At 58.8% G+C, this 23,037-nt stretch carries 15 protein-coding genes and 1 pseudogene; 8 read left to right on the forward strand and 8 right to left on the reverse strand.

Annotated features, from left to right (window positions below; all coding sequences use genetic code 11):
* Positions 1 to 446 precede the first annotated feature (446 nt).
* The 6 genes and pseudogenes from EH240_RS27000 to EH240_RS27020 all read left to right on the forward strand — a co-directional run bounded on the left by EH240_RS27000 (position 447) and on the right by EH240_RS27020 (position 5,857).
* Positions 447 to 1,664 carry a cytochrome P450 gene (locus tag EH240_RS27000; RefSeq protein ID WP_125004329.1) on the forward strand — a complete coding sequence of 406 codons (1,218 nt, stop codon included), beginning with the start codon at positions 447 to 449 and terminating at the stop codon, positions 1,662 to 1,664.
* A gap of 45 nt (positions 1,665 to 1,709) precedes the next feature.
* The gene (locus EH240_RS27005; protein ID WP_125004331.1) at positions 1,710 to 1,955 is read left to right on the forward strand and encodes a ferredoxin; all 246 of its coding nucleotides are present in this window, start codon (positions 1,710 to 1,712) and stop codon (positions 1,953 to 1,955) included.
* Positions 1,956 to 2,119: 164 nt separating this feature from the next.
* A complete protein-coding gene (locus EH240_RS27010; RefSeq protein WP_125004333.1) occupies positions 2,120 to 2,680 on the forward strand; it encodes a nuclear transport factor 2 family protein in 561 nt (186 codons plus the stop codon).
* Positions 2,681 to 3,232: 552 nt separating this feature from the next.
* Positions 3,233 to 3,604, forward strand: a pseudogene (locus EH240_RS39725) (SDR family oxidoreductase); the annotation flags it as partial.
* Positions 3,605 to 3,742: 138 nt separating this feature from the next.
* Positions 3,743 to 4,795 carry an LLM class flavin-dependent oxidoreductase gene (locus EH240_RS27015; RefSeq protein WP_167484174.1) on the forward strand — a complete coding sequence of 351 codons (1,053 nt, stop codon included), beginning with the start codon at positions 3,743 to 3,745 and terminating at the stop codon, positions 4,793 to 4,795.
* 441 nt (positions 4,796 to 5,236) lie between these two features.
* Entirely contained in the window at positions 5,237 to 5,857 is a 621-nt protein-coding gene (locus EH240_RS27020) for a nitrogen fixation protein NifQ (protein WP_125004388.1), read from the forward strand.
* A 13-nt stretch (positions 5,858 to 5,870) separates the two neighbouring features.
* On the opposite strand, the gene rpoN is transcribed toward EH240_RS27020, so the two are convergent.
* The 3 genes from rpoN to EH240_RS27035 all read right to left on the reverse strand — a co-directional run bounded on the left by rpoN (position 5,871) and on the right by EH240_RS27035 (position 8,587).
* The gene (rpoN, locus tag EH240_RS27025; protein WP_125004337.1) at positions 5,871 to 7,280 is read right to left on the reverse strand and encodes an RNA polymerase factor sigma-54; all 1,410 of its coding nucleotides are present in this window, start codon (positions 7,278 to 7,280) and stop codon (positions 5,871 to 5,873) included.
* Positions 7,281 to 7,456: 176 nt separating this feature from the next.
* Complete coding sequence (locus EH240_RS27030; protein ID WP_125004339.1) at positions 7,457 to 7,990, reverse strand: peroxiredoxin; 534 nt, start codon at positions 7,988 to 7,990, stop codon at positions 7,457 to 7,459.
* Between the two features lie 159 nt (positions 7,991 to 8,149).
* The gene (locus tag EH240_RS27035) at positions 8,150 to 8,587 is read right to left on the reverse strand and encodes a hypothetical protein (protein ID WP_206075325.1); all 438 of its coding nucleotides are present in this window, start codon (positions 8,585 to 8,587) and stop codon (positions 8,150 to 8,152) included.
* Between the two features lie 1,199 nt (positions 8,588 to 9,786).
* Here EH240_RS27035 and EH240_RS27040 point away from each other — a divergent pair.
* Entirely contained in the window at positions 9,787 to 10,473 is a 687-nt protein-coding gene (locus EH240_RS27040) for a reverse transcriptase domain-containing protein (RefSeq protein WP_425374837.1), read from the forward strand.
* A gap of 467 nt (positions 10,474 to 10,940) precedes the next feature.
* On the opposite strand, the gene EH240_RS27055 is transcribed toward EH240_RS27040, so the two are convergent.
* Complete coding sequence (locus EH240_RS27055; RefSeq protein WP_125004343.1) at positions 10,941 to 14,936, reverse strand: Ulp1 family isopeptidase; 3,996 nt, start codon at positions 14,934 to 14,936, stop codon at positions 10,941 to 10,943.
* Between the two features lie 521 nt (positions 14,937 to 15,457).
* Positions 15,458 to 15,892: a type IV toxin-antitoxin system AbiEi family antitoxin domain-containing protein gene (locus EH240_RS27065; RefSeq protein ID WP_125004345.1), complete on the reverse strand. Its 435-nt coding sequence runs from the start codon at positions 15,890 to 15,892 to the stop codon at positions 15,458 to 15,460.
* A 202-nt stretch (positions 15,893 to 16,094) separates the two neighbouring features.
* On the opposite strand from EH240_RS27065, the gene EH240_RS27070 reads away from it, so the two are divergent.
* Entirely contained in the window at positions 16,095 to 16,793 is a 699-nt protein-coding gene (locus EH240_RS27070; RefSeq protein WP_125004347.1) for a hypothetical protein, read from the forward strand.
* Between the two features lie 684 nt (positions 16,794 to 17,477).
* Here EH240_RS27070 and EH240_RS27075 read toward each other — a convergent pair.
* From EH240_RS27075 to EH240_RS27085, 3 genes are all read right to left on the reverse strand, one after another.
* Complete coding sequence (locus EH240_RS27075) at positions 17,478 to 18,587, reverse strand: IS110 family RNA-guided transposase (RefSeq protein ID WP_125004349.1); 1,110 nt, start codon at positions 18,585 to 18,587, stop codon at positions 17,478 to 17,480.
* Positions 18,588 to 19,313: 726 nt separating this feature from the next.
* Positions 19,314 to 21,260 carry a MacB family efflux pump subunit gene (locus EH240_RS27080; protein WP_125004351.1) on the reverse strand — a complete coding sequence of 649 codons (1,947 nt, stop codon included), beginning with the start codon at positions 21,258 to 21,260 and terminating at the stop codon, positions 19,314 to 19,316.
* The gene (locus EH240_RS27085; RefSeq protein ID WP_125004353.1) at positions 21,257 to 22,405 is read right to left on the reverse strand and encodes an efflux RND transporter periplasmic adaptor subunit; all 1,149 of its coding nucleotides are present in this window, start codon (positions 22,403 to 22,405) and stop codon (positions 21,257 to 21,259) included. Before EH240_RS27085 ends, EH240_RS27080 begins: the two co-directional genes overlap by 4 nt.
* Positions 22,406 to 23,037: the final 632 nt, after the last annotated feature.

The raw sequence follows: 23,037 nt of genomic DNA on the forward strand, positions 1-23,037 counted from the left end.
TCGCAGCATTCGTCGAAACGCACGCTGTTGCTATTTCCGCTCTGTCGAGGAAGGTCTTTGACATCCTCCAGCCCTTAGCGCGCACCACTGCGGATGCGGGGAGGACCATTCGGCTCGGGTCGCGGCGTTTGCATGCCTGAGGGTGCTTTTCATTTGCTCCCTTCGTGTGTCCGAAGCTGAACAAGAATGTCGCAAGCCCGACCAAAAGGCCGCCAAGGCCGGGCCACCGGTTCCGGGACTGGTGCAAGGCAAAGGGTGCGCTAATCGGCACGCAACTTGCCCCGACGATTTTGTCAGGGGTGGGCAGTCAGCACCGCTGCATCGAGTTCGGCGGTCATTGACCAATCCATACGGCGCCTGAGCCGGGACGATGCTGGTAGTCGACCTTGTGACCGGCCGTGCGAGCCAATCGAGCGCAAGAACGCCTGACGTTCAGGAGAAACCAGATGGCGATTAACCAGGTTCCAGATCATGTCCCACCCGAAATGGTGGGGGACTTCAGCCTGTTTACGTCACCAGGGATGTCACCGACGCCCAACGGCGATCCGCACGCGGCTGTCGCTTGCGTGCATGCCGGAGCGCCAATCTTTTATTCGCCGTGCAACACGCGCCCTGGGCGCGGTACCTGGGTCATCACTCGCGCCGCAGACCAGCGCCGGGTGCTCCAGGACACCGAAACCTTTTCCAGCCACCGCAGCACCTTCGCCTCAGCATTGGGCGAAAACTGGCCGATGATTCCGCTTGAACTCGATCCGCCAGCCCATCGCGTCTTTCGCTCACTGCTCAACCCGCTGCTTTCGCCAAAGCGGGTGACAGAGTTGGAACCGACTATCCGCGAGCGAGCGATCACGCTGATCGAAGGGATCGCCGCATCGGGCACAAGCTGCGACGTCATGAAGGATTTTGCCTTTCCCTTCGCAGTCAACATCTTCCTTCGCTTTCTGGGGCTACCGGAACACCGACTCCATACATTTGTCGGTTGGGCAAGAGATCTACTCCACGGCGATGATGTGAGGCGGCCGGCGGCGGCCCGGACAATTGTGGCGTTCATTGACGAACTTGCAGCCATGCGCCGCAACCGTCCGGTCGACGATTTCATGAGCTTCATCGTGCAGGCACAGGTCGAGGGTCGCCGGCTGACAGACGAGGAAGTCCGTGGCATGGGCGTGCTTCTCTTCGTGGCGGGGCTCGACACGGTCGCTACAGCTATAGGTTTTGACTTGGCCTACCTCGCGCGCAACATCAAAGATCAGGACTTGCTGCGGAGCGAACCGGACCGGATCGTGCTCGCAGCCGAAGAATTGCTGCGCGCCTATCCGAGCGTTCAGATGGTCCGCGTGGCAATCAAAGATATCGACTTCGAGGGCGCGCCGATCCGTAAGGGGGACTATGTTTCCTGCGCAGCGATGATTGCAAATCGTGACCCGGCGGAATTCGAATCCCCCAACACGGTAGATCTGTCGCGAGAGGCAAACCGCCACGCCTCCTTTGGCTATGGTCCCCACCGTTGCCTTGGATCACACCTTGCCCGACGCGAGATTGTCATTGGCCTGGAGGAGTGGCTGGCGCGCATCCCCGCCTTCCGGATCAAGGAGGGTACAGCACCCGTCGCCTATGGCGGTCATGTGTTCGGGATCGAAAATCTGATCCTGGACTGGTCCTGAGCAAGCCCGACCTCGAGCCGGGACACAGACAATGGAGGTAGCGCTATGCGCATCATCGTCCACAAAGCCAAATGCCAGGGTCACGCGCAATGCTTGGCGCGAGCCCCGGGTGTCTTCAAGCTTGACGACGAAGGCTATATCCTGCCCGGCGACATTGAGGTTGCGGAGGGGGAGCAACGGCTTGCCTCACAAGGCGCTCGGTGCTGCCCCGAACGTGCGCTGGAAGTCGACGCTACACCCGCTGCGCGGATTGAACCGGACGTCGATCAATCGAGAGTCAGGCGGGCTTAATCGAAGTCGAATCGATCTGGCTGCACACTTGAAAGATGGCATGAGGCGTCTGCTGCACACCCTCATCCAACTGCGCAGGGACATCTCTCGAGGCTCCAATGGTGCGCAAACGGTAGGCGAGGTTCCGAAATACCCTCTCCAAATCTCAGCTTGTGGAAGATTCGATGGATCAGGCAAAAATTAATGTACTCCTCGACCGCGAGGCGATCCGCGATTGCCTCTATCGGTACTGCCGTGGGATAGACCGCGCGGATGAGAGGGCATTGCGCAGCGCGTACTGGCCCGATGCGAATGACAGTCACGGGGCCTATCGCGGCTCGGCCGAAGGCTTCATCCGGTTTGCGCTCGGTGTCTTCCAGACCGGATCGCGCAACATCCATCAGATCACGAACATCCTGATCGATTTCACCACACCGGCGGAGGCCGCGGTCGAGAGCTACTTCACCGCGCTGCAACGCGGACCGGACGAAGACGGAGAAGTACGCCAGATGTTGCTGTGCGGCCGTTACTGCGATCTGTTTCAGAAGAGGGAAGGAGAGTGGCGCATTGCCGAACGGACGGTGATCTACGATTGGCTCGAAGAGCAGGCGCCACCAGCGCTGCTCGAGGCAGACCGATTCGGGGCTCGGCAGCCGATCGGCGCACATCATCCGGATGACCCGGTCTACGCGCTCGCGAAGCATCGCGTTCTTCTCGGCATGGATGCTGAGAGGTTCCGAACGTGAGAGCCGGCAATGGAAACAAAGACCATATAATTTTGCAGTGGCATGCCTGTCCCGACGAAAGCCTTCCCGGTAAGGACGTAGCCGAGCGGATTGCCTTATGCCCCGCAGCGGCGTGACCGCGGTCCGCTCTGTCGCCCATAACTTTGCTGACGCAGGGAACACTATTTTGCGCGGCAGGCTGCGACGTCCAAGCTCGGTCCGGAGGATCGGTTCGCAGCGGGAAATGGCTCATCCTGGAGCCGGATCGCATGTCTTCGAAGGTCGATCTCCAGCTTCGACTGCCATATCCAGAGTTGGACCGCAGCCGGAACGAACGACGTCTATTTGGGACCGCAACCGGCCGTCACCAGCACATGTTGCTCTACCGCGACCCATTATTGCGCCGCCTAAAGTCGAAGGGCAGAGATTTTTGAGCCTCGCGGAGAAGTTCTCGTGAAGCAGGCAGAACGCATTGTCATCCTAGCAGGCGCCGCGGGCGGTATCGGCAGCGCCCTGGTCGATATTCTTGCCGGAGATGGAGACACAGTTGCGGTGGATCTTCCGGGCGGCGGCGTGGTTGAACTGGCCCCACGGTCTCGGCGGCCCGCATCTCGGCTTTTATGGCCGGGTCGAAGCATAGTTCGGTCATTTCGGTGTGCCGATCAACCACGCCGGGCTGCGACCCATTATGGCTGCCACTGTCGAGATCGATGTCGGCGCCTTCCGAGCGGCCTGGCAGTACAGCTGATTGGGCCGTTGGTCATGGTGCGGGAAGCGGCCAGGCGAGTGCGATCAGGCTGTGCGCTCATCAACATTGCTTCGACGGTGGGCGTGCTGGGCAATCCCAAGCGAAACGCCAGCGCAGCCTCGAAAGTGGGCTTGATCTCGTTAACGAAGTCGCTTGCATGCGGACGGGTTTCCCAGGGCATCGGTGGGATGGCGGTAGCGCCAGGCTGCCCGCACCGCGCATCGCAAGCCATTTGTCGCAACACATTTGCCGCGGCCAAGCGCCGATTTCGATGCGATCGGTGTGCGGGCCGGGCGCATCTCCGTCGGCCAACCATCAGCAAACAAGGAAACACCATGGAATTCGCCACCTTCATTCTGGCGGCCCAGCGCGGCTATCATCAATCGTCCGATAGCGTCATCCGCAACTCCATTGAACAGGCTGTCGCCTCCGAGCAGGCTGGCTTCGATACCGCATGGTTCGCTGAGCACCACTTCAACAATTACAGCCTGATTCCGTCGCCCTTGATGATGGTGGCGCACTGCGCCGGCCTGACGAGCACCATCCGCCTTGGCACCGCCGTCTGCGTGCTGCCGCTCTATCAACCGCAGCGTCTGCTTTCCGAGATCGGCTTCGCCGACATCGTTGCGAACGGTCGTCTCGAGCTCGGGGTCGGCGTCGGATACCAGCAGTTCGAGTTCGAGCGCTTCGGCGTCAATATCGATGAGGCGCCGGCCGTCTTTTCGGAATACTTGGATATCCTTCTGAAGGGCCTCAACGAGAACATCTTCGAGCACGATGGCCATTATGAGAAGATACCCCCGACGGCGGTTTCGGTACGTACCGTCCAGAAGCCGACCCCGCCAATATGGATCGCCGGCGGGCCGGCTCGCACGGGACGGGCCTATCGCGACGGACACAATTTCTTTGTCACAGCATTCCACGACGGCGTGGAGACCTTGAGCACGCTGCGTGCAACAATTGAGAAGGCAGCCGCTTCCAAGGGCAGGAATGTCACCGACGCCAAGATATCGCTGCTGCGTTGCTGCTATGCCAGCCACGATGAGGCGGAGATCATCAGCTATCTCGACAACGCCCGCTTCCAGCGCCGCCTGTCCGAGGCGCTGCATCAACGCCGACAGCAGAGCCACGACGGCTATCTGCTGCAGGAAACCCCCACTCAGCAGGATCTGTCATTCGAGACAATGCGCAAGAATATGCCGATCGGCAGCGTGAATCGCGTGATTGATCGCCTGCTGGAAGAGATCGACATCCTTAAACCGGATCAGATCGCACTTCAGACCCAGTTGGGAGATTTCGACCAAAATACAATGCTGCGCCAGATCGAGCTCTGGGGAGACAGGATCATTCCCGCAATCAACAAGGCGCTGGATCATGCCCAGATTTGAATTCGCGACGGGTTCAACTTCTTGCCTCAGCTCCTTGGTCGTTTCAGGGGGTATAAACGCACGGGTCAACGGCAGGGCTCATGAACGGAACTTGATGCGCCTTTGATGAGTAGCGCTTCGTCACCCTCGATGGCTCCAGATGGGTGCCCGAATATCTCACCTACCGACGGCTCCGCTTGCATCGGCTAAGGCCGTTGCTTCAGGATCTGTTCGCGCCCGGTCATGCATCTTCACGGCGTCGATGTCCCGGATGAAATCCTTGGCGCTTGCGACGGCGAGCACGATGACTTCGAAGGCGGCAATCGCATTGTCGTGGCCGTCAACCTGGCGGCCGCTGCATCGGGTCAAGCCTGCGCCCGCGCGTGCCCGAAAGACTGCCAGACCCATGTTACCGGCCGACAGTGTCGCTGCATGAGGAGACAAATCAGGAGAACGGAACCCATGTCCACGCAAAACGATGGCCGTCCCGGCGCCGGCCAATGGCCTGGGATCGAGCCGGACAAGGACTTCGACCAGCATGTGCTTGCCTGTGTCCTGTCGTGTGCGCTCAAGGAGGTCGAGGACGGCGAGGCGACGGCGACGGAGTCAACAGGCCTTTCCCGTGCCGAGCTGCGCGACGTCCTGCCTTGCAGTTTCCCCGCTACCGCTATCAACGGCTTCGCCTTGGAAGATGTCAGCGATCCTAAGCCGGCTATGGAGGAAGAACTTTTGCACGGCCTGCTGTTGGCGCATGCCCGGCCGAGCGACCCGGTGAGCGCCCGCTTCTCTAAGATCATCGCCCGGCGCGCCATGCGCAACGACCATCTGTGGCAGGACCTTGGCCTTCTCAACCGGGGCGAGCTCAACCAGCTGCTTGCCACACACTTTCCGACGCTGGCGGCCGGCAACACCCAAAACATGAAATGGAAGAAGTACTTTTATCGCAAACTCTGCGAGGCCGAAGGTTTTTCGCTTTGCACTGCACCCAATTGCCGGGAATGCAACGATTTCGAAAGTTGCTTCGGCCCGGAGGAAGGGGAAAGCGGCCTCATGCTGGTCAACAACGGGGTCGCGTTGGTCTAAGGGCCGCTTTTCGTCACGAGGCCTTCAGACTTTGATCGCCATTGCGCCACAAGCGCTTTTCCCGGCGCCGCTGTATGGAGGAAGGGATGTTCATCGCCTCGCGATACTTTGTGACGGTGCGGCGAGCGATATCGACGCCCCATTCCTTGAGCCGGTCAGCGATGTCATCGTCAGAAAGCATGTCATCAAGCGATTCTTCGGCAACCATCGCCTTGATCCGATGGCGGACAGCTTCGGCGGAGTGCGCGTCACCTCCTTCGGAGGAGGCGATCGCGACGGTGAAAAAGTACTTTAGTTCGAACACTCCGCGTGGGGTAAGCATGTACTTGTTCGACGTCACCCGGCTCACCGTCGATTCGTGCATGCTGATGGCGTCAGCGACGGTCCTTAGATTGAGAGGCCGTAGGTGAGCGACGCCATATTCCAGAAAGGCATCCTGCTGGCGCACGATTTCGGTCGCAACCTTAAGGATCGTCTTGGCCCGCTGATCGAGGCTGCGAATTAACCAGTTTGCGTTTTGCAAGCATTCGTTGAGAAATGCCATGTCTTTCGATTTTTTTTCGGCTCGGCATGAAACCTCCGCAACATAGCTTTGATTGATCAGCACCTTGGGCAGCGTGTTTGGATCGAGTTCGATCTGCCATCCACCTCCGGGCGAGGGCAGAACCCAGACGTCCGGTATGATGCATTCCGGCGCCCCCGATTGGAATCTGTTTCCAGGCTTGGGATCGAGCGCACGGATTTCCTGCAACATGTCGAGAAGATCCTCTTCATCGACGTCGCAACGCTGCTTCAATGTCTGAAAATCGCGTCGTGCAAGCATCTCGAGATTTGCAACCAAAACCGCCATGGCCGGGTCGAATCGGTTTCGTTGGCGCAGCTGTATCTCGAGACATTCGCTGAGAGTTCGTGCAAAAATCCCTGGGGGATCGAAGTGCTGCAAGATACCCAGAACCCGTTCAACATCTTCCGGCCGGACGTTTAGGCTCCCGGCCAGTTCCAACGGACTTACCTGAAGATAACCAGTGTTTTCCAGATGACCGGCAAGCTCGCTGGCAATCAGCTGCTCGCGCGGTGTGAAGGCAGTGAGGGCGATCTGACGGGCGACATGGTCGTGCAACGTTTCGGCTAAGGCGACAAACTCCTCGAAAGCAGGACGATCACCCGACGCGGTGCTGGCCGCGTTCGGCAGGGATTTCCCTTGCCTGGGCCGGTCGGGGGACCCGGCCCAAGTCGGTCCTTCAACCTCGCCAGACAGCGCGTCGTCGTTTGGCGCAGGCTCCAAAAGCGGGTTTTTCTCGAGCTCCTGGTCCACGAATTGATGCAGTTCGGCATGCGTCAGTTGCAGCAAGCGAATCGACTCAATGAGTTGAGGCGATGCAGCCAGAGACTGTTTCTGAAGTAGGCCTAACGATGATTTCATGGTCAGTTCAGTATTCCTGTCAAAGAAACTCTTGGCCGCGGCTAATTGGATCTCCCACAGGTCGACGCTTCTAAAGCGCGTTACGTTTCAACAACCTCATGGAGCGCGCCTTGGAGTTTGTCTTTTGTGAACGACGTCGTCGAAAACGCGGCTGCACATGGTCGATGTGCACCAGGTCATCCAGCGGCCTTCAATACTTCAAGAACGTTTTGCGGGGATGAGACGTCGTAGGGGTCGGTCTCGCAGTTGTCGGAGAAACCTTCCTCCTCGAACCATTGCTCCACCACGCCATTGTTGATCAGAGCAGCGTAGCGCCAGGAGCGCATGCCGAAACCCAGATTGTCCTTGGCGACCAGCATGCCCATTTTACGCGTAAACTCACCCGACCCATCCGCGATGAGCTCGACTTTCTGCAGCCCCAAGGACTTCCCCCAGGCATTCATGACGAAGGCATCGTTGACGGAGAGGCAATAGACCGCGTCAATCCCCTCCTTCTCAAACTCGTCATAAAGATTCTCGAAATTGGGCAGTTGGTAGGTCGAGCAGGTCGGGGTGAAAGCGCCAGGCAGCGAGAACAGTATGACGCGCTTGCCGGCAAAGTAATTATCGGACGTTCTTTCTTGCCAGCGATATGGATTTGGCCCCTGGACTGACTCGTCGCGAACACGCGTGAGAAAGGTGACGAAGGGAACCTTCTTTTGAACGGTCATCAATTTGCTCCTCTTGAAAGAACTTGCGCACTGGATTCCGGCCGCGGCTGGCGCAAGCCCGAGCTAGGGCCCGCATGCCGGGCATGAGATGAGGCCTTCGCGGCTTCCAACCTGCTTTTCCATCCGGATGTATTGAAACATCCTGGCTGCTGGTCTTCGTCACCGGAACGCCGTTGAGATGAGTGAACTGGAGGCCTTCGAGCCGCTTGGGCAATTTTTCACGGCCATGGCGCCGCAAGCGGCGTTGAGCATCCGCTGCGCGCAGTCAAAATCCCAATAAGCGTGTGACGCCTCAAATGCGACATCATGCAAGAGAGTAACGTCACTCAAGTGGTTCAGCGTACTGTAGTGATTTGTCAGTGATCCGCCGATCTTGGATTGGGCGACACTTTGATGGGGCTCTTGGGCACTCACATGCTGATCAGAACCGGCAAACGGGAATTGCGCGAGCGTCACGTGTTGGCGTGTCGCAATCGGACCTGCCATGCGCAAAGCAGCTACCAAGCACCGATGTCCGAAGCTGGCTATGTCCCGATCTTCAGCGGGAATGGGCACCGTTGCCTCGGGCGATCGCATAGAGGTTTGCGTGTCAGCCATGGTTCGGTAGTCGCTTTCTTCGCGCTTGATGGGCTCTAACCACGAGGAGCAAGCGGCATGCCAAATTCAATTGCAGATGCTTTTGCAGCGGTCGTTTTGGCTTGAGGGCCGTGTCTTCGCCTGGACCAGGTGCGCGCTATAACGGCTTGGTCACCACATCAACAAAGGTGCTGTATGGTGCGGATATTCAGCACTTCCGCGCCGCTCGGGATAGATGAACCGGAAAGACCGGGGCCAATGCACTACCGCACACGGCGGGATTTGCAGCGATCGCATACGTCTGCCGCCAGCATGTTCTTGCGTCGAGGCGCGGCAATCGCGGCGGACACGCATGTCGCAACAACCATAAGCACGCGCAAGCGCCCTGGTCCGGATTCGGTGAGGATCGCGTCCGGCTCGGTGCACCTTTGCAATGCTTGAAGTTCCATTTGTTCTCCCGAGCGTGTCTATGGGCAAACCGCCTTGTGTCAGAAACTGGACAAGAATGTCGCAAGCCCACCGAAAGGGCGCCAAGGCCTGCAGCGCGACAATCAAGTTAAGGTGCGCCAAGCCAAGCTGGCGAGTTCCAGCCGGTGCAAGTCCGGCCCGGGTAAGGGGTAGCGTCCGCCCGGTAGTGAGTGTTGCGACGTGGGAGGTGACGACCACGGCGAAGCGTACACAGCAATCGTGTGGGGTGTGGGAGTGAGCCACGATAGTGATAAGATTGCAGGGGCCGAGACGTTCTCATCCGTCGAAGGCAATATGTGCGGAGCCGCTATGCGAGGCTCCGTCGCCCTGCCGGGGTCTAGGGCCACATCACGCACGAAAGGAACACGTCGGAACCTGGGAGGTCTCTTGCCCGACCGGGTGGCGTCCAGCCACACCGGTCCGCATCGGGAAGGCGAGGAGCCGTAGCCGATGATGAACGGACAGGAGAAATCTGACTCCGGCATAGTAGCTGGGAAGCCGACGAACAAAGCCGGGCAACCGGCGGCGGAGTTGGTGGAGCCAAGGCCGGGGACCAAGGGGAACGCGGAACAGCAACACATGCACCGGACACAGAGCCGGGCTCGCATGTCTCAGTCGCTGGACCGCGTACGGAAAGCCGCAAGGCTGAGGAAGAAGGAACGGTTCACCGCGCTCTTCCACCATATCAATGTCGACACGCTTCGGACGGCGTCTACGCGCTCAAGCGCAAGGCCGCCCCCGGGGTGGATGGCATGACGTGGCAGGACTACGAGGCAGACCTCGAGCCCCGGCTCAAGGATTTGCATGAACGGGTTCAACGGGGAGCGTATCGCCCGCAACCGTCTCGCCGGACGTTTATACCGAAGGCGGACGGCAAGCAGCGGCCGCTGGCGATTGTAGCCCTGGAAGACAAGATAGTCCAAGGGGCAACCGTCACGGTGCTCAACGCCATCTATGAAGGCGACTTCTGCGGTTTCTCATATGGGTTCCGACCCGGAAGAGGGCCGCACGATGCGTTGCACGCCCTGTGCGTGGCGATCGACAAGCGGAAGGTGAACTGGATTTTGGACGCCGACATCCAGAACTTTTTCGGGAGCGTCAGCCAAGATTGGCTCGTTCGTTTCCTGGAACACAGGATCGGCGACAAGCGCATCATCCGCCTGATCCAGAAGTGGTTGAAGGCGGGCATCCTCGAAGACGGGATCGTGACTGTCGATGACAGAGGAACGGGTCAGGGCTCGGTGATTTCGCCGCTCCTCGCCAATATCTACCTGCATTATGTCTTGGACCTGTGGGCCCAGCGCTGGCGACAGCGCGAGGCCACCGGCGACATGATCATCGTGCGCTATGCCGATGATATAATCGTCGGCTTCGAGCGCGAGGGCGACGCCCGTCGCTTCCTCGATGCTAGCCAACGACTACCTTCCCAAGCCTTGTAACCTTCATCCATGGCCGAGCGTCCGCTTCGCCGTCAAACACTCGAGGTAGGAGCCACGTGCGGGAAAGCCGCCCGCGTGGATCTGTGCCGGGGGCGCTCAGTAATGAGCGTCCCTACCGCGAAAAAGGCCACTTGCGCACATCAAACAATGACGCAATCATCACCACCGCCGCGACACCAGATTCTTATCCAGATTACGAGGTCTCTTCCAGATCGTCGCGCTACACCAAGGCCGGACCGCCGGTTAGCGGGCAAGCCTTGAAAATGCAACGTAGCGTCAACCCGGCACCCAAATTGCTCCGATGATCTTGTCAGTGAGGCGTCGGGGAGAAGCGCCGGTGGGCCGGCGGCGAAATAACCGAAATCAATCACTCCTAACGGCAACAAGGCAAACGGAACTCGATCCCTCCCGTTGTCCGCGACTTTGCGAAACGCTTGTCCGCGACTTACTGAAACCGCTGTCCCAATTTAGCGAAATCCGCATTCATCCTCCAACAGCTGCCGCAGTTCCCCAGGCTCGAATGCCATCATTGGTGGGGAGGCGGGTTCATCATCCAACAGCTGCCGGAGCTCTTCCTCGTGCGGCAAGCGCCCCCTCAACCGGCCTTGCAGCGCCTGCCGATCGGCGACGAGGTTGTCGAGGGGCAGCGGCTCGCGGTCCGGCCGCTGCCCTTCCACCAATCGTCCAACCAGCGCCCACGTGCCCTCCAGCACAAAGACGCCGCAATCATAATGGTTCGACTGTCGGGCCATGGGGGCCGGCGATAAGTTGGCGTTCAGCAGTCCTGCGAGCTGTCTTGCAGGCACGTCGTTGTATCCCTCCCGCCGGAGGGAGTCGTAGTGATAGGCGACCGGTCTTTCCCGGTTGCGGCGATCAACGAGCAGCAGCGACCAATGGGTGCCGGGGCTAGTAAGAGTGCCATTGTTCACGGGCAGGAACAGGAAGTCGGCTGGGGCGTCTTTTTGATTATAGATGGACTGCAATGTGTCTCCCGCGCGTTTCATGTGACGCAGTAGATGGGATACGGACGGATCCACCAGCCGTGTCCGGGCGGCGAGCGTCGGATTGATCCCCCGCAGCTGCACCTCCAGCAAATCGTAATCCCTCTGGATATGGGCGTCGCTCAGCCACTCGGCGGCGCCGAGCATCGACCCCTTGGGGACATTGGACGAGACTGTCGGACCTAACGCCCCGATCTGAGCATCCGAGGAGGAGGTGGTTGGCCTCGTCAGATCAACCACTGGAAGACCGCGGTAGGTGCCTGGCAGCCTAGAGGTTACTGGCGAGGCGGGTTGGGGAGCTCTCGCCGGTGCCGCTGCCGCAGTTTCACTCATCGGCGAAAGTCGACCGCGATGGATGAGCCGAACGTCACCGTGCCCTCCGGCCCCCGGGACGGCGGCGGACCCTGTCCCTTGCATCATGGGCTGCCACTCCGTCTCGTCGAGGATCTGCCCGCGCGGACGCACCGGTGCAGAATGAGCATCGTCGCGCAAGTCGGACGGTGTGGGCACATTCAGATCGACAAAAGACTGGAGACCGCCGTAGGTGTCTGAGGGAGCTCTTGCCGGTGCCGCTGGCGCAGCTTCACTCATCGGCGAAAGTCGACCGCGATGGATGAGCCGAACGTCACCGTGCCCTCCGGCCCCCGGGACGGCGGCGGACCCTGTCCCTTGCATCATGGGCTGCCACTCCGTCTCGTCGAGGATCTGCCCGCGCGGACGCACCGGTGCAGAATGAGCATCGTCGCGCAAGTCGGACGGTGTGGGCACATTCAGATCGACAAAAGACTGGAGACCGCCGTAGGTGTCTGAGGGAGCTCTTGCAGAAGGCGCCGGCGCAAAATGAGCATTGTAACCCAACTCAGCCGGATCTGGATCAACCAATGCCTCAAAGCCAGGATGGAGATCCTGAGCTCTGGCAGTTGATAGTGACGCCGGTTCTTGCATCCGCCGATGCACCAACTCCTCGCTTAACCACGCCAAACCTTCATCGTCCGAGGAGGCTGGCACGGGAGAAAGCTCCTGCGGCGAGCCGGGCTGTCGAGCGCCCTGGTAACGACCCGGTACTGGCCCGGTAAACAGCGGCGGAAAATCAGGCGCTGGAACCCAAGCATTGAGCTCGAATGGTGTGGGCGGATTCTGATGGACCATTGCCTCGAACCCGCCGTGCTGTCGCCTCGGCAGGACGTTGCTCCCGGCCAACTCGTCCGCGGCCGACTGGTGGTCGTGGCGCCAGTTCAAAGGATGAACGGCTCCTGCGGAATCCGGTGGCTGATGAGGGCTTGCGCTTGACCCGAGAGATGGCAGTGGGCCGGCCTTATCCACTCCCCCCCAAAGTAGATCCTGATGGTAATCTTCCATAGGAACGACGAATGGCAAAGCGATAGCGTCATGCGGCGCACTGTGCTGCGCAGTGGCGCCTCCGATGCCGCTAGTCTCCGAATGCAGCCTTGGGATGTATTCGGACTCTCTCCCCCGCATGACGGGCGGGCCTTCCATTGGCAATGCGCCCATCTGGTAGGTGGAGGGCTGCATCGGCATGCGACTGCCTAAATTGCCGATCTCGCTCAGCTGCTGCTGAATGGCGACGGCTGGAGGCGCATTCAGGTTCCTTTGCCGCTTCGCTGGCCTCAACAGCGCTGTGGAATGTTCATTGTTGATGATGACCCACTCGGTTGGCAGGAGGTTGCCCCTGTCAACCGCGCCAGGCGAGCGCCGAATCTGCTCTTCGCTGACCGCTAACAACGGCCGGGCGGCAGCCTGAACCCCAGCCTGCCGAGAGCCGGATGCTCCGAAAGCGCCCGCCCCGATGCTGTTGAGGGTATCCAGTCCAGCGGGCAACTTCCCTGGAGCGATAAAAAATGACGGGGCTGGTTGATTATCCTGCTGTCCCTGAAGCTCCTTTGGCCAACTGCCAGCTTCGTGCGACGCGCTGTGCTGCGCAATCACCTCGCCGACCCGCCTCGGCTCCATCAGTGCCGCGTCCTCGGGATTAGGAACGACGGGAACACGGGGCTCGAGCTCCATCGCTTTAGCGCCGGCGTCCGATTTTCGGAGATGAGCCAGTGCGGAACTGATGTTCCGATGACCACCGACTTCCTCCTTAAAGCCCTTGACATCTCCATCCAACGCCTCGCCGGAAAGCCGACCAGCAATGCCCTTCTTGTTGTTTTGACGCAGGTAGTCACTGAAGCTCCGAAGAGCAGTTGCATTCGTACTGCCGATATGTGTCGCTGCTTCCTTTCTGTACTCTTTGATCAGAGCCGCGTCCGCCGGATGCGGAGTCAACTCAGCGCGGCCTGCGATCCAAACGAGGCCCCCCGTCGACTGCGAGGTCCGGAGATGACCTATTGCCGTAAAGAGTTTCACGGAATCACCGTTTCCGATGAACTTGCGCGCATCCTCGGTCAGCGACCCGTGGTCGAGCCGATCCTTAATGGGATCTTTGTTGTTTGCGAAGAGCCAGTGGCCGAAGCTGAGAAGAGAACGGACATAATTCTTGACGGTGTGTTCGGCGGCATTTCCGTTGATGAGGGCCTCCTCAAGCCCCAAAATAAGGGAAGCATCCTGGGGATGGAGAGGCGGCTGCTGCCTGCGAAGCCGAGTTGACCGGGCTGGCCGCAGCGCCGAGGACGACGGGCCGGGTTTTTCCATCAGATCCAATCGCGCATCCTGATCGTGGGTTGCAGCAAGCTCCTTTGGCCAATCTTTAGCGCCGGCGTGCAATCTTCGGAGATGAGCTAGTGCGGCACCGATGTTCCGATGACCACCGGCGTCCTCCTTATAGCCCTTGACATCTCCATCCAACGCCCCGTCGGAAAGCCGACCAGCAATGCCCTTCTTGTTGTTTTGACGTAGGTAGTCACTGAAGCTCCTAAGAGCAGTTGCATTCGTATCGCCGGTATTTGTCGCTGCTTCGTTTTTGTACTCATCGATGAGGGCCACATCCTCGGGGTGAGGAGTCAACTCAGCGCGACCTCGGATCGCCACGGTGCCGCCCGTCGACTGAGAGGTCCGGAGATGATCTATTGCTGTAAGGAGTCTCGCGGGATCGCCCTTTCCGATGAACGTACGCGCATCCTCGGTCAGGGACCCGTGGTCGAGCCGATCCTTAATGGGATCTTTGTTGTTTGCGAAGAGCCAATGGCCAAAGCGGAGAAGAGTACTTACATTGTTCTTGGCGGTCCGCTCCGAGGCGTTGCCCTTGATGAGGGCCTCCTCAAGGCTGAGGATAAAGTCTTCATCCCTGAAATGAAGAGGGCGCTTGCTGAGCCTCCTCAAAAAATTAGTTGGCTGCGGCGCCGAGCCGGCCGGCATTGCTCCACCACCTCCAGCTGGATTGGCGATCTCGCTCAGTTGCCGCTCAAACGCCGCCGCACCTGCGGACGGAGCCGCACGTGAGCTATCTTGCAGGCCGGCCCTGTTCGATTGTCCGTGGACCCGCTTGGTTGAGGTGAAATCCATCCGTTCTCACTTTTATCAATATAACCGTTTGAAGCTGGGCTTGGATTTGACACCGGAAGCTGTCGTGAACCTGACGACGACAACGTGTGGCGCCGTGTAGATCACCGCGCTGCTTGGCGTCTTTCTCGGTCTCCGATCCTTCGAGCATGTAGGCATTGGATTTGTTCTTGGAGGCATGCCGGGCAAATGGACGTTATGCCGACGTCGGAAGTCTCTCGGCCTCACTGACCGCTTCGGATGCCCAGGTAGGAAGTCTGCGCTTGATCCGGGATAGTTTCACCCATTCGCTCGAGGTGATCTCCTTTTTGATCTTGAATGCAGCCTCACGAGCATTCCGCTTCCCCATATAAGCGATCGCGCGAACTGCCTCACCTGCTGGCTGATTGGGAAAAACAGTTGCCATTCCGGAACAGGCTTCAGCTCTACTGGGTTACCGCCCAGCGCCAGTTTCTCGGACTTTCACGATGTAAAATAGACTTCACGAATCGGCTGCTGCGTGGTCAATCCGGGCCGATTCGTAGCTAGCGCACCGTTCGCTGCAATGCCTCTCCGCTTGGCCTTGGCATACGTGCGCACATTTTTTCTGCCGCGGGCGGATAGCTTCCAAACTTGCCCTTCACAGGCAGAACGTACATGCCCCGAGCAATGCGCATTAATTCACCCGCCCGCGACATCCGCGCGAGCGCCTGATCAACGGCCCGCCTTCCCAAATGAGTAAGCGAGCGGGCACTCACGATGGCCCCGCTCACGCTTTTCCCTAAGGCTTCTCTGATCTTTTCAGCAACTGTCGGCATGGTCCATTTCCTGTCAGAAACAGCTATAACGGTTTCTGACAGAATAAAGACGAACGCGCTGAATAAATTAGCAAAACAGGTCCATAAAATGGGGCGTGGCATCACATAGTGTGGCCACAATGAGTGACGAGTATGAACGCCGCCTTCCGAATCGCAGTGCATGAAGACTGGCTGAATCCTCCCCAGAACTTTCGGTCCAAAGATCTTCGCGCTGCCGTTATCCGCGTTGGGCGGTTCCGAGCGACTAAGTCCAAGGACGGTCGCCCAGTGGCCCTCTTAGGGGTGACCTCGACACTGGTGGTGGCGATACTGCGGATGGCGGTTTTACCAACGGCGACGTTGCGCCGAAGACCGGTCGCAAATAATGTTTCATAAACTGCTGTTCGGGGAGGGCGTGATGGGGGCAGGTGAATTGAAATACGGCGGATCTGCGCTACGGCGAATACATGCGAAGAGCAACCGTCGGAAGGCCGAGGCATACTGGCTGGGTTTCCTTGAAGGCGTTCTGGCCAGCGAAGCCATTGAGAGCCTGGAGGTCGCGTCAATCCGAGCCGAAGCCGAGCAGTTCCTCCAGCTTTTTGGCGACGCCGCCGCCGCGGACCTCATCCAGGATCTGGACACCGCATACAGTGATTTCCGGAGGGAAATTTTCGGGATCATCTCCGGAATCGTCGACTATCGCTTGAGACCGTTCTCCGAGAGCAGCCCAAATGACTGCTGCAACAGGTTCTTCGGCTTCTGTGCTGGGATTGCCTGCGACAATCGCCTGAAGGTCATCGAGGTCGAAAAGCTGATCGACCGCATCGACCAGAGCGCCCAACTCCTCGAGGACGCCAGGATCGCGGCTTTGAGGAGAGTGGCTGCCAAGGCGATATCGGATGGGCATCTATCGACGGAGGAAAAAGAAGATATCGGCAAATGGATAGTTCGATTGGTCGGCGATAGCTGCGCGGACACCGGGTTACCAACGTACGGGAACACGCCATCCATAGACGGCGTCCTGAGAGACTCGAGCAAGTTGGTATTCGAGAACGCGGGATTCGTAGTGACCGGTACCTTTTAGTCTGGGGCCTAGAAAGGCTATCGAAGGATGGATCGCGGAACGGGGAGGGCTGGTTTCTAGGAGCGTCTCCCGCAGCACCGACTACCTGGTCATAGCCGCGATCGCATCGCGCGATTGGCTCCATAGCCATCAAGGAACCAAGATCATCGAAGCCCTGAAGCTTCGCGAGAAGGGCGGCAGCATACATTTCGTGGAAGAGCCTACTTTCCGAAAGGCGTTGGGCCTTTGACAATGGTTCTTTCAACGGACGTGGTGGGTGGGAAGACCCTTTCGCAGCTGCTGCGCATGCGAGGGCATCATGGACATCGCACGGGGAGGGGTCGTTAGGCTGTCGAGGTGCTGACACGCCTTGCCCCTGACCACTCTCATGTTCGCCGTTTCAAGCCGCAGGTGCGAAAAATCGTTCGCTTGCGTTGGCAAGCGTGGTGGCGAAATGGCTGCCCTGGGCAAAGCAGGAGGCACGGTCATGAGACGACGGTTGATCATGCTCTGATACGCGGGTTGGTTACCGCAGGACCTGATGCGTCGCGGAGCTGCCTCGGTCTAGGATCCAGCGTCGGATGATCCGGCTGATAGTGGTGACGAGGGTTCTCCTGCCGTGACCGTGGCTCCAGCCTTACCCAGGCGCAGAAGGCTCAAAACTGTTCGCTCCTCCGTCGATGCCTTTGGTTCATTGCCCGGCGGTCAGTTCGTCGGCCGCGGCACTTGAGCCGCGATGGCCCAGACGAAGCCGGCCAGTTCGCGCGCGATCGCCGTAGTCACGGTGGTGGCCGGCTTGCCGGCTCTGGTGAGCTTGCGGTAACGGCCGCACAGTCGCATCTGAGCCTTCCATGCCGTATCGCGGATCGGCTTGGGCAGCCCCTCCTGTCGGAGCAATTGTTCACGGCTGACCCTTGCGGGGAACCGATAGCTCCAGGCAGCTTCGACCAGCATTCGCCGGGCGGTTCCGTTGCCTGCTTTCGTTACGCCGCCCTGACGCCTGGTTCCGCCGCTGGAATGTTCCGAGGGGACCAGACCGAGATAGGCCATAAGCTGCCGGGGGTTCTCAAAGCGCGTGATGTCGCCGAGTTCCGCGATCACGGTCGCGGCTGTCACAAGGGCCATTCCGCGAAGCGCTTGCAGGGCGTGGACCACCGGCGCCAACACCCAGTCCACGAGCATGGTCTCGATCTGTGCCGTCAGCCGATCACGACGGGCCGTTGCGGCTTCGATCGTTGACATACAGTCTTCCAGGACGATGTGGTGGGCGAGCTGCTCGAATCGTAGTCCAGCCAGCCAGCGGCGATGCATCTGCGTCCAGGCGGGACGATTGTAGTGGAATCCGTGACGCAACAGAAATCCGGAGAGCTGCTGGCGGGCCTGCCGCAAGCTACGAACCGCGGCCAGGCGTGCGCGAACCAGATCGCGCATTGCCTCATGCGCAAGGTCTGGAATCCATACGGGCGTCAGTTCGCCGGCCCGATGCAGCTTCGCCAGATTGATGGCGTCCCGACGGTCCGTCTTGATCCGATCTCCCGGCTTGCGAGGGATCAGCGACGGCGCGACCACCACACAATCGTGCCCCGCCGCGGTTAGTTGCCGCTGAATGCCGTAACCGCACGGTCCGGCCTCGTAGCAGAACCGCAGCACCGCTCCCGGCTGGGAGAGCTTGCTCAAAAGGCGCGTCAATGCCGCAGGCGTATTCGATATTTGCCCGTGTTCGCGAACCTCTCCGCGCCTGCCTCCAACTGCCAGAGCGACCGAAATCGTCTCCTTGTGAACATCCAAACCGACGTAGGTGATATGCTCGTCCATGGCCCGTCTCCTATGCATGAGGCTCGGCGCCGGGATATCCAGCGCAACCCTCGATAACCTGCATACTGTGAGACGGGTCGCCCTATCTCAGGCGAACATGTGGTCTAGAGGCATATGCAAGCCGGACGACCATGTAATACCGGACTTTCAAAGCCTGCGAAACAAAGATCGGGCAGCAAGAGGATCCTGCTGAAGACGTCTTCGTCTGGTCGGTTTATCCGTCATTGGGGAAATTTCGGGTGGCTCGGAGGGTTTCTGGGGGAGTCAGGCCGATTCTACCTGCAACGCCTAATCAATACCCCTGGAGCGGCTTGGCCCGGCGACTTTGAAAGGGGCCGTCTTCCGACTCGGCACTATCCGCAACACTGTCTATGCTCTTCTGCGGTTTTCCGATGCAATCTGCGAGCGAGCAGAGCTATTACGTCACCAGCTTACGCCGACTTAACTAGCGGAACGTGATATCTCCGTCGATGACCCCGCGCCATTTGGGTTTACACTGCGGAAAGAAGAGCGTCCGCCAAAGACACGCTGGGGCATACCCTGTTGGATCGCTTGCCTTGTCGGACAGACGTCATTTTTGTGAGCATCCGAACGCTGCCATTCAGACGCCAAAAATCAATCTGACCGCTGTCAGAGGCATAGGGTCAATCGCATTACCGGTGAATGTGGTGAGCTTGCAGCCCTCTGCCGTACTGTTCGCTACGTCCTTGTCGTGGTCAGCGCCAGTCAGTCGCGAGATAGCGCGTCGATGGGTTTCAAACGCGCCGCTTTTTTCGCAGGAAGAAAGCCAAAGACCGCACCGACTACAATAGCCATAACGCAACCGACGCTAACAGCGTGCCACGAGATCACCATCGGAATAGGTGTTCCGATGGAATGGATGAGCGCGCTAAGGCCGAAGGCGAGGGCGACGCCCGCGCACCCTCCCATAATAGTGATGGCCAGGGTCTCAATCAAAAACTGCAACATGATATCGCTTGTCCGGGCTCCGACTGCCATCCGCAAGCCGATTTCGTTGGTGCGTTCGGTGATCGTTACGAGCATGATATTCATCACGCCGATGCCTCCAACCAACAGCGTTACAGCTCCGACAGATCCTAAGAGCATCGAAAGAGTTCGCGTTGTCTTCTCAATCGACCGTCGTATTCCATCGCTATTGTATGTGAAGAAATCCCGCGTTCCGTGACGTTTCTCCAAGAACGCTATCACGGCTTTCTCGCCAACGTCCGTGCCAACGCTCTCGTTGATACGGACCACTATCTCGGGCAGCCGTTGCGAGCCCGAGATGCGGGAAATCATACTGATGTGCGGAATGAACACCTGCGGGCGCTTGTCCTGCCCTAACGATCCGCCGAGCTCTCCAATGGCGCCAACAATCACGAAGGGCACGTCCTTCACGAACAGGATCTCACCAATCGGGCTCCTTGAATTTCCGAAGAGCGTTCGTCGGATATTGTTATCGATGATCGCTTCCTGCAGGGCGCGATTTTCACCGCCGGTGAATCGATTGCCTTGCGTTAAGGGAAGTTGCGCGATGTCGAAATAGGCGTTGCTAACTCCATTGATTAGTCCGTCGACGGTCGTGCTCTCGAACGTGAGCTGCCCCGTATCCCAAGCCTGCGGACTGACGCTATTTATGTAAGATTGCTCTGCCAGGGCGGCCGCATCGTCGGGAGTGAGCGTATCGACATTTCCGGCATTGCGGTCATCCCAGCCAGTGCCTGGGAAGATGCTGATCGAGTTTGCGCCAAGTCTGTTGATCTGGTCGAGAACGATCGCCTGGCCACCCTCACCGAGACCAATGACGGCGGCTAAAGACATGATGCCCACGACGATTCCGAGCAGTGTGAGAGCGCTACGCAGCCGATGTGCAGCAATCGATCGGAATGCTATTCTGGCAGCCTCGGACGTTCTTCTGAGGAAGCTTGTCAGGAACCCCGCCTCTCCCGCCAAATCGACGAGACCGGGCGAAGGATGCGTTACGGTCGCGACGTTGCGTCGATCGGAGACGATCTGTCCGTCTCTGATCTCAACGATCCGATCGGCGTGTCGAGCTACGCCCATGTCGTGGGTAACCATGACAATGGTGTGTCCTTCCACATGAAGGGTCTTCAGGTGGTCCAGAACGATCGCGCCGTTAATCGAATCGAGCGACCCTGTCGGCTCATCTGCAAGAATGATCTCTCCCCCATTCATCAACGCGCGGGCAATCGATACGCGCTGCTGCTGTCCACCCGACATTTCCATAGGGCGATGATGGAGCCGATCCTCCAGACCGAGTTGGGCTAGCAATCGCTCGGCTCGGGCTTGCCGCCTCGACTTCGAAACGCCGTTATAGATCGCCGGCAACTCGACGTTCGATACTGCGCTCAGCGAGTTCAGAAGGTGATACCGCTGAAACACAAAGCCAAAATGTCTGCGCCTGAGTTCTGCGAGCGCGTCCTGACCAAGAGCCGACACATCCTGCCCGGCAAAAAGGTAAGTGCCGGCCGTCGGCGCATCCAAACATCCCAGGATGTTCATAAGCGTCGATTTGCCGGAACCGCTCGCGCCCACAAGCGCAACGAATTCGCCGCGCTTTATCTCGAGATTGATCCCGCGAAGCGCCTCGACGGTTTCTCCTCCCAGGGTGAAAGAACGGCCGAGATCGCGGAGCTCTACCAGATGCATCATTCAGCTCGTGCTCTTTGGTCGTATACATCGAGCAATACGGTCTCTCGCTGACGAAGGCCTTCAAGCACCTGCGCGTGAGTCCTGTCCGTATAGCCAGTGCGCACCGATCGCTCTGTCACCTTGCCGTTTATGCCCTTCACCTTGACTAGATATGATCCGTTCGCTTGTCGCTGAGAAAGCGCCGCCCATGGCACGAGTAAAACATCATCAGCACGCCCGATTGAAATGCGCACTTGGGCCGTCATCTTGGTTCGAAGTTTTTCTTCTGGATTCTTCACCCTGAGCACGCCGTGGTAATAGACCGCGCTCGCTTCCTCCGTGGAGCTATCCTCGGCTATGGACGGAGGTGCATATTCAACCATCTCGAGCGGGGCCTGGTAGCGAGTCTGTGGATCTCCGAAGATCGTGAACCAGGCGTTTTGACCAGGCCTCGTGCGCCAGACGTCGACTTCGGAAATTCGGATCTTTACCACCATCTCGTCAAGGTTCGCGATCACGGCAACCGTTGGCGAAGTCTGCGTAGAATTGAGCGTCTGTCCCGGCTCGATCGGGACCGCTACGATTCTCCCCTGCATGGGTGAGATTATCCGCGTATATGCGAGGTTAGCTTGCGCGATCTCAACGTCGACCTCGCTTTGCTGGATCTTGGCCTCCAGCGAGATCTGTTCCGCCGATAACGTCTGGTACTCTCTTTCGGCCTCTTCGAACGTCTTCTTAGAGACTGCACGATGCTCACTGAGGCTACGCTGTCTTCGGAGGTCGGATTCGGCAAATCGTATCGCTACTTGCTTCATGCCCTTCTGGGCATTCATATCCTCTACCTTGGCCTTCGCAATTCTAAGGGCGCTTTGCTGTGGAATAGCGTCGATCTCCGCCAGAAGGTCTCCGGGCATGACCGTCTGGCCGACTCGAACATGGATCGCCTTGATTTGGCCCGATACCTGGGCGCCAACGCGGACCATTGAGACCGGCTCTAGAGTGCCCGGGGCTAATACGACCTCTTCAACTGAACCTCGCGTAACAATCGCCGTCATTTCGTCGGGTGGCGCGCTTTTTGCTGAATGTGACGGAAAAGACGAAAGATACGCCGCATATAAAGTCAGGGCCGCGACCGTCATTAAAGCGTATGTCGCCTTATTTCTCATGTTAGATTCCACCGTTCTCACAATTCACGCCTCAGCATCAGGAAATTCGATCCATAATTCTAGAGACTGTCCTGCAATGCGCATGCCAGCTTTATGGCTGGAACGCGACAATCTGGGATTCTTCGGCGCATTTGATGCAGGGATGCAGGATTCAACGCTGGTGCGAGTAAGTTCATGGAGTCGGAACAATCGACGCCCTGATTTGCCCGTGCTCTGCCACCGCTGAGTTCGCCCGAGTTTTCGATTGGCCAAATTCTCCCACAGGCCGACAGGGTTGTGCTTGTGGCCCGGCCATTGGCGATCGCCTTGCATGCCCATGTCGCGCCGCCGAACCGCGCGGATCAATGGAGTGAAGCTACGCCTGGACTGAAGTCTCTGCAGCAGGCTCCTCAACGAAAGTCGCCTTAAGTCGCTGCCCCAACTTGCCCCGGACACCCGAGGTCAATCTATAGCGGTCTCGAGCGGCACCATCCGACACTTCCTGTCGCCTTTGTCGCATCCGCTACACGGGCTTGTTGCGACATCTACTTGTTTGGCTTCAAGCTAAACAGCTGAAAAGAAATATCAAAATGCCTCTTGGGGGCCCGATCGGACAAGTTGGCACGAGTCTTGAAACCCTTTGGGTGTGAGGC

Origin of the sequence: Mesorhizobium tamadayense (genome assembly GCF_003863365.1) — a bacterium.
Lineage (GTDB): Bacteria > Pseudomonadota > Alphaproteobacteria > Rhizobiales > Rhizobiaceae > Mesorhizobium > Mesorhizobium tamadayense.

Bases quoted from the DNA above. Each gene is read 5' to 3' on its own strand.
- EH240_RS27020 (WP_125004388.1), top strand. From the start codon at position 5,237: ATGTCCACGCAAAACGATGGCCGTCCCGGCGCCGGCCAATGGCCTGGG.
- EH240_RS27085 (WP_125004353.1), bottom strand. From the start codon at position 22,405: ATGAGAAATAAGGCGACATACGCTTTAATGACGGTCGCGGCCCTGACT.
- EH240_RS27035 (WP_206075325.1), bottom strand. From the start codon at position 8,587: ATGGCTGACACGCAAACCTCTATGCGATCGCCCGAGGCAACGGTGCCC.
- rpoN (WP_125004337.1), bottom strand. From the start codon at position 7,280: ATGAAATCATCGTTAGGCCTACTTCAGAAACAGTCTCTGGCTGCATCG.
- EH240_RS27055 (WP_125004343.1), bottom strand. From the start codon at position 14,936: ATGGATTTCACCTCAACCAAGCGGGTCCACGGACAATCGAACAGGGCC.
- EH240_RS27065 (WP_125004345.1), bottom strand. From the start codon at position 15,892: ATGCACTGCGATTCGGAAGGCGGCGTTCATACTCGTCACTCATTGTGG.
- EH240_RS27005 (WP_125004331.1), top strand. From the start codon at position 1,710: ATGCGCATCATCGTCCACAAAGCCAAATGCCAGGGTCACGCGCAATGC.
- EH240_RS27070 (WP_125004347.1), top strand. From the start codon at position 16,095: ATGTTTCATAAACTGCTGTTCGGGGAGGGCGTGATGGGGGCAGGTGAA.
- EH240_RS27030 (WP_125004339.1), bottom strand. From the start codon at position 7,990: ATGACCGTTCAAAAGAAGGTTCCCTTCGTCACCTTTCTCACGCGTGTT.
- EH240_RS27080 (WP_125004351.1), bottom strand. From the start codon at position 21,260: ATGATGCATCTGGTAGAGCTCCGCGATCTCGGCCGTTCTTTCACCCTG.
- EH240_RS27000 (WP_125004329.1), top strand. From the start codon at position 447: ATGGCGATTAACCAGGTTCCAGATCATGTCCCACCCGAAATGGTGGGG.
- EH240_RS27010 (WP_125004333.1), top strand. From the start codon at position 2,120: ATGGATCAGGCAAAAATTAATGTACTCCTCGACCGCGAGGCGATCCGC.
- EH240_RS27040 (WP_425374837.1), top strand. From the start codon at position 9,787: ATGACGTGGCAGGACTACGAGGCAGACCTCGAGCCCCGGCTCAAGGAT.
- EH240_RS27015 (WP_167484174.1), top strand. From the start codon at position 3,743: ATGGAATTCGCCACCTTCATTCTGGCGGCCCAGCGCGGCTATCATCAA.
- EH240_RS27075 (WP_125004349.1), bottom strand. From the start codon at position 18,587: ATGGACGAGCATATCACCTACGTCGGTTTGGATGTTCACAAGGAGACG.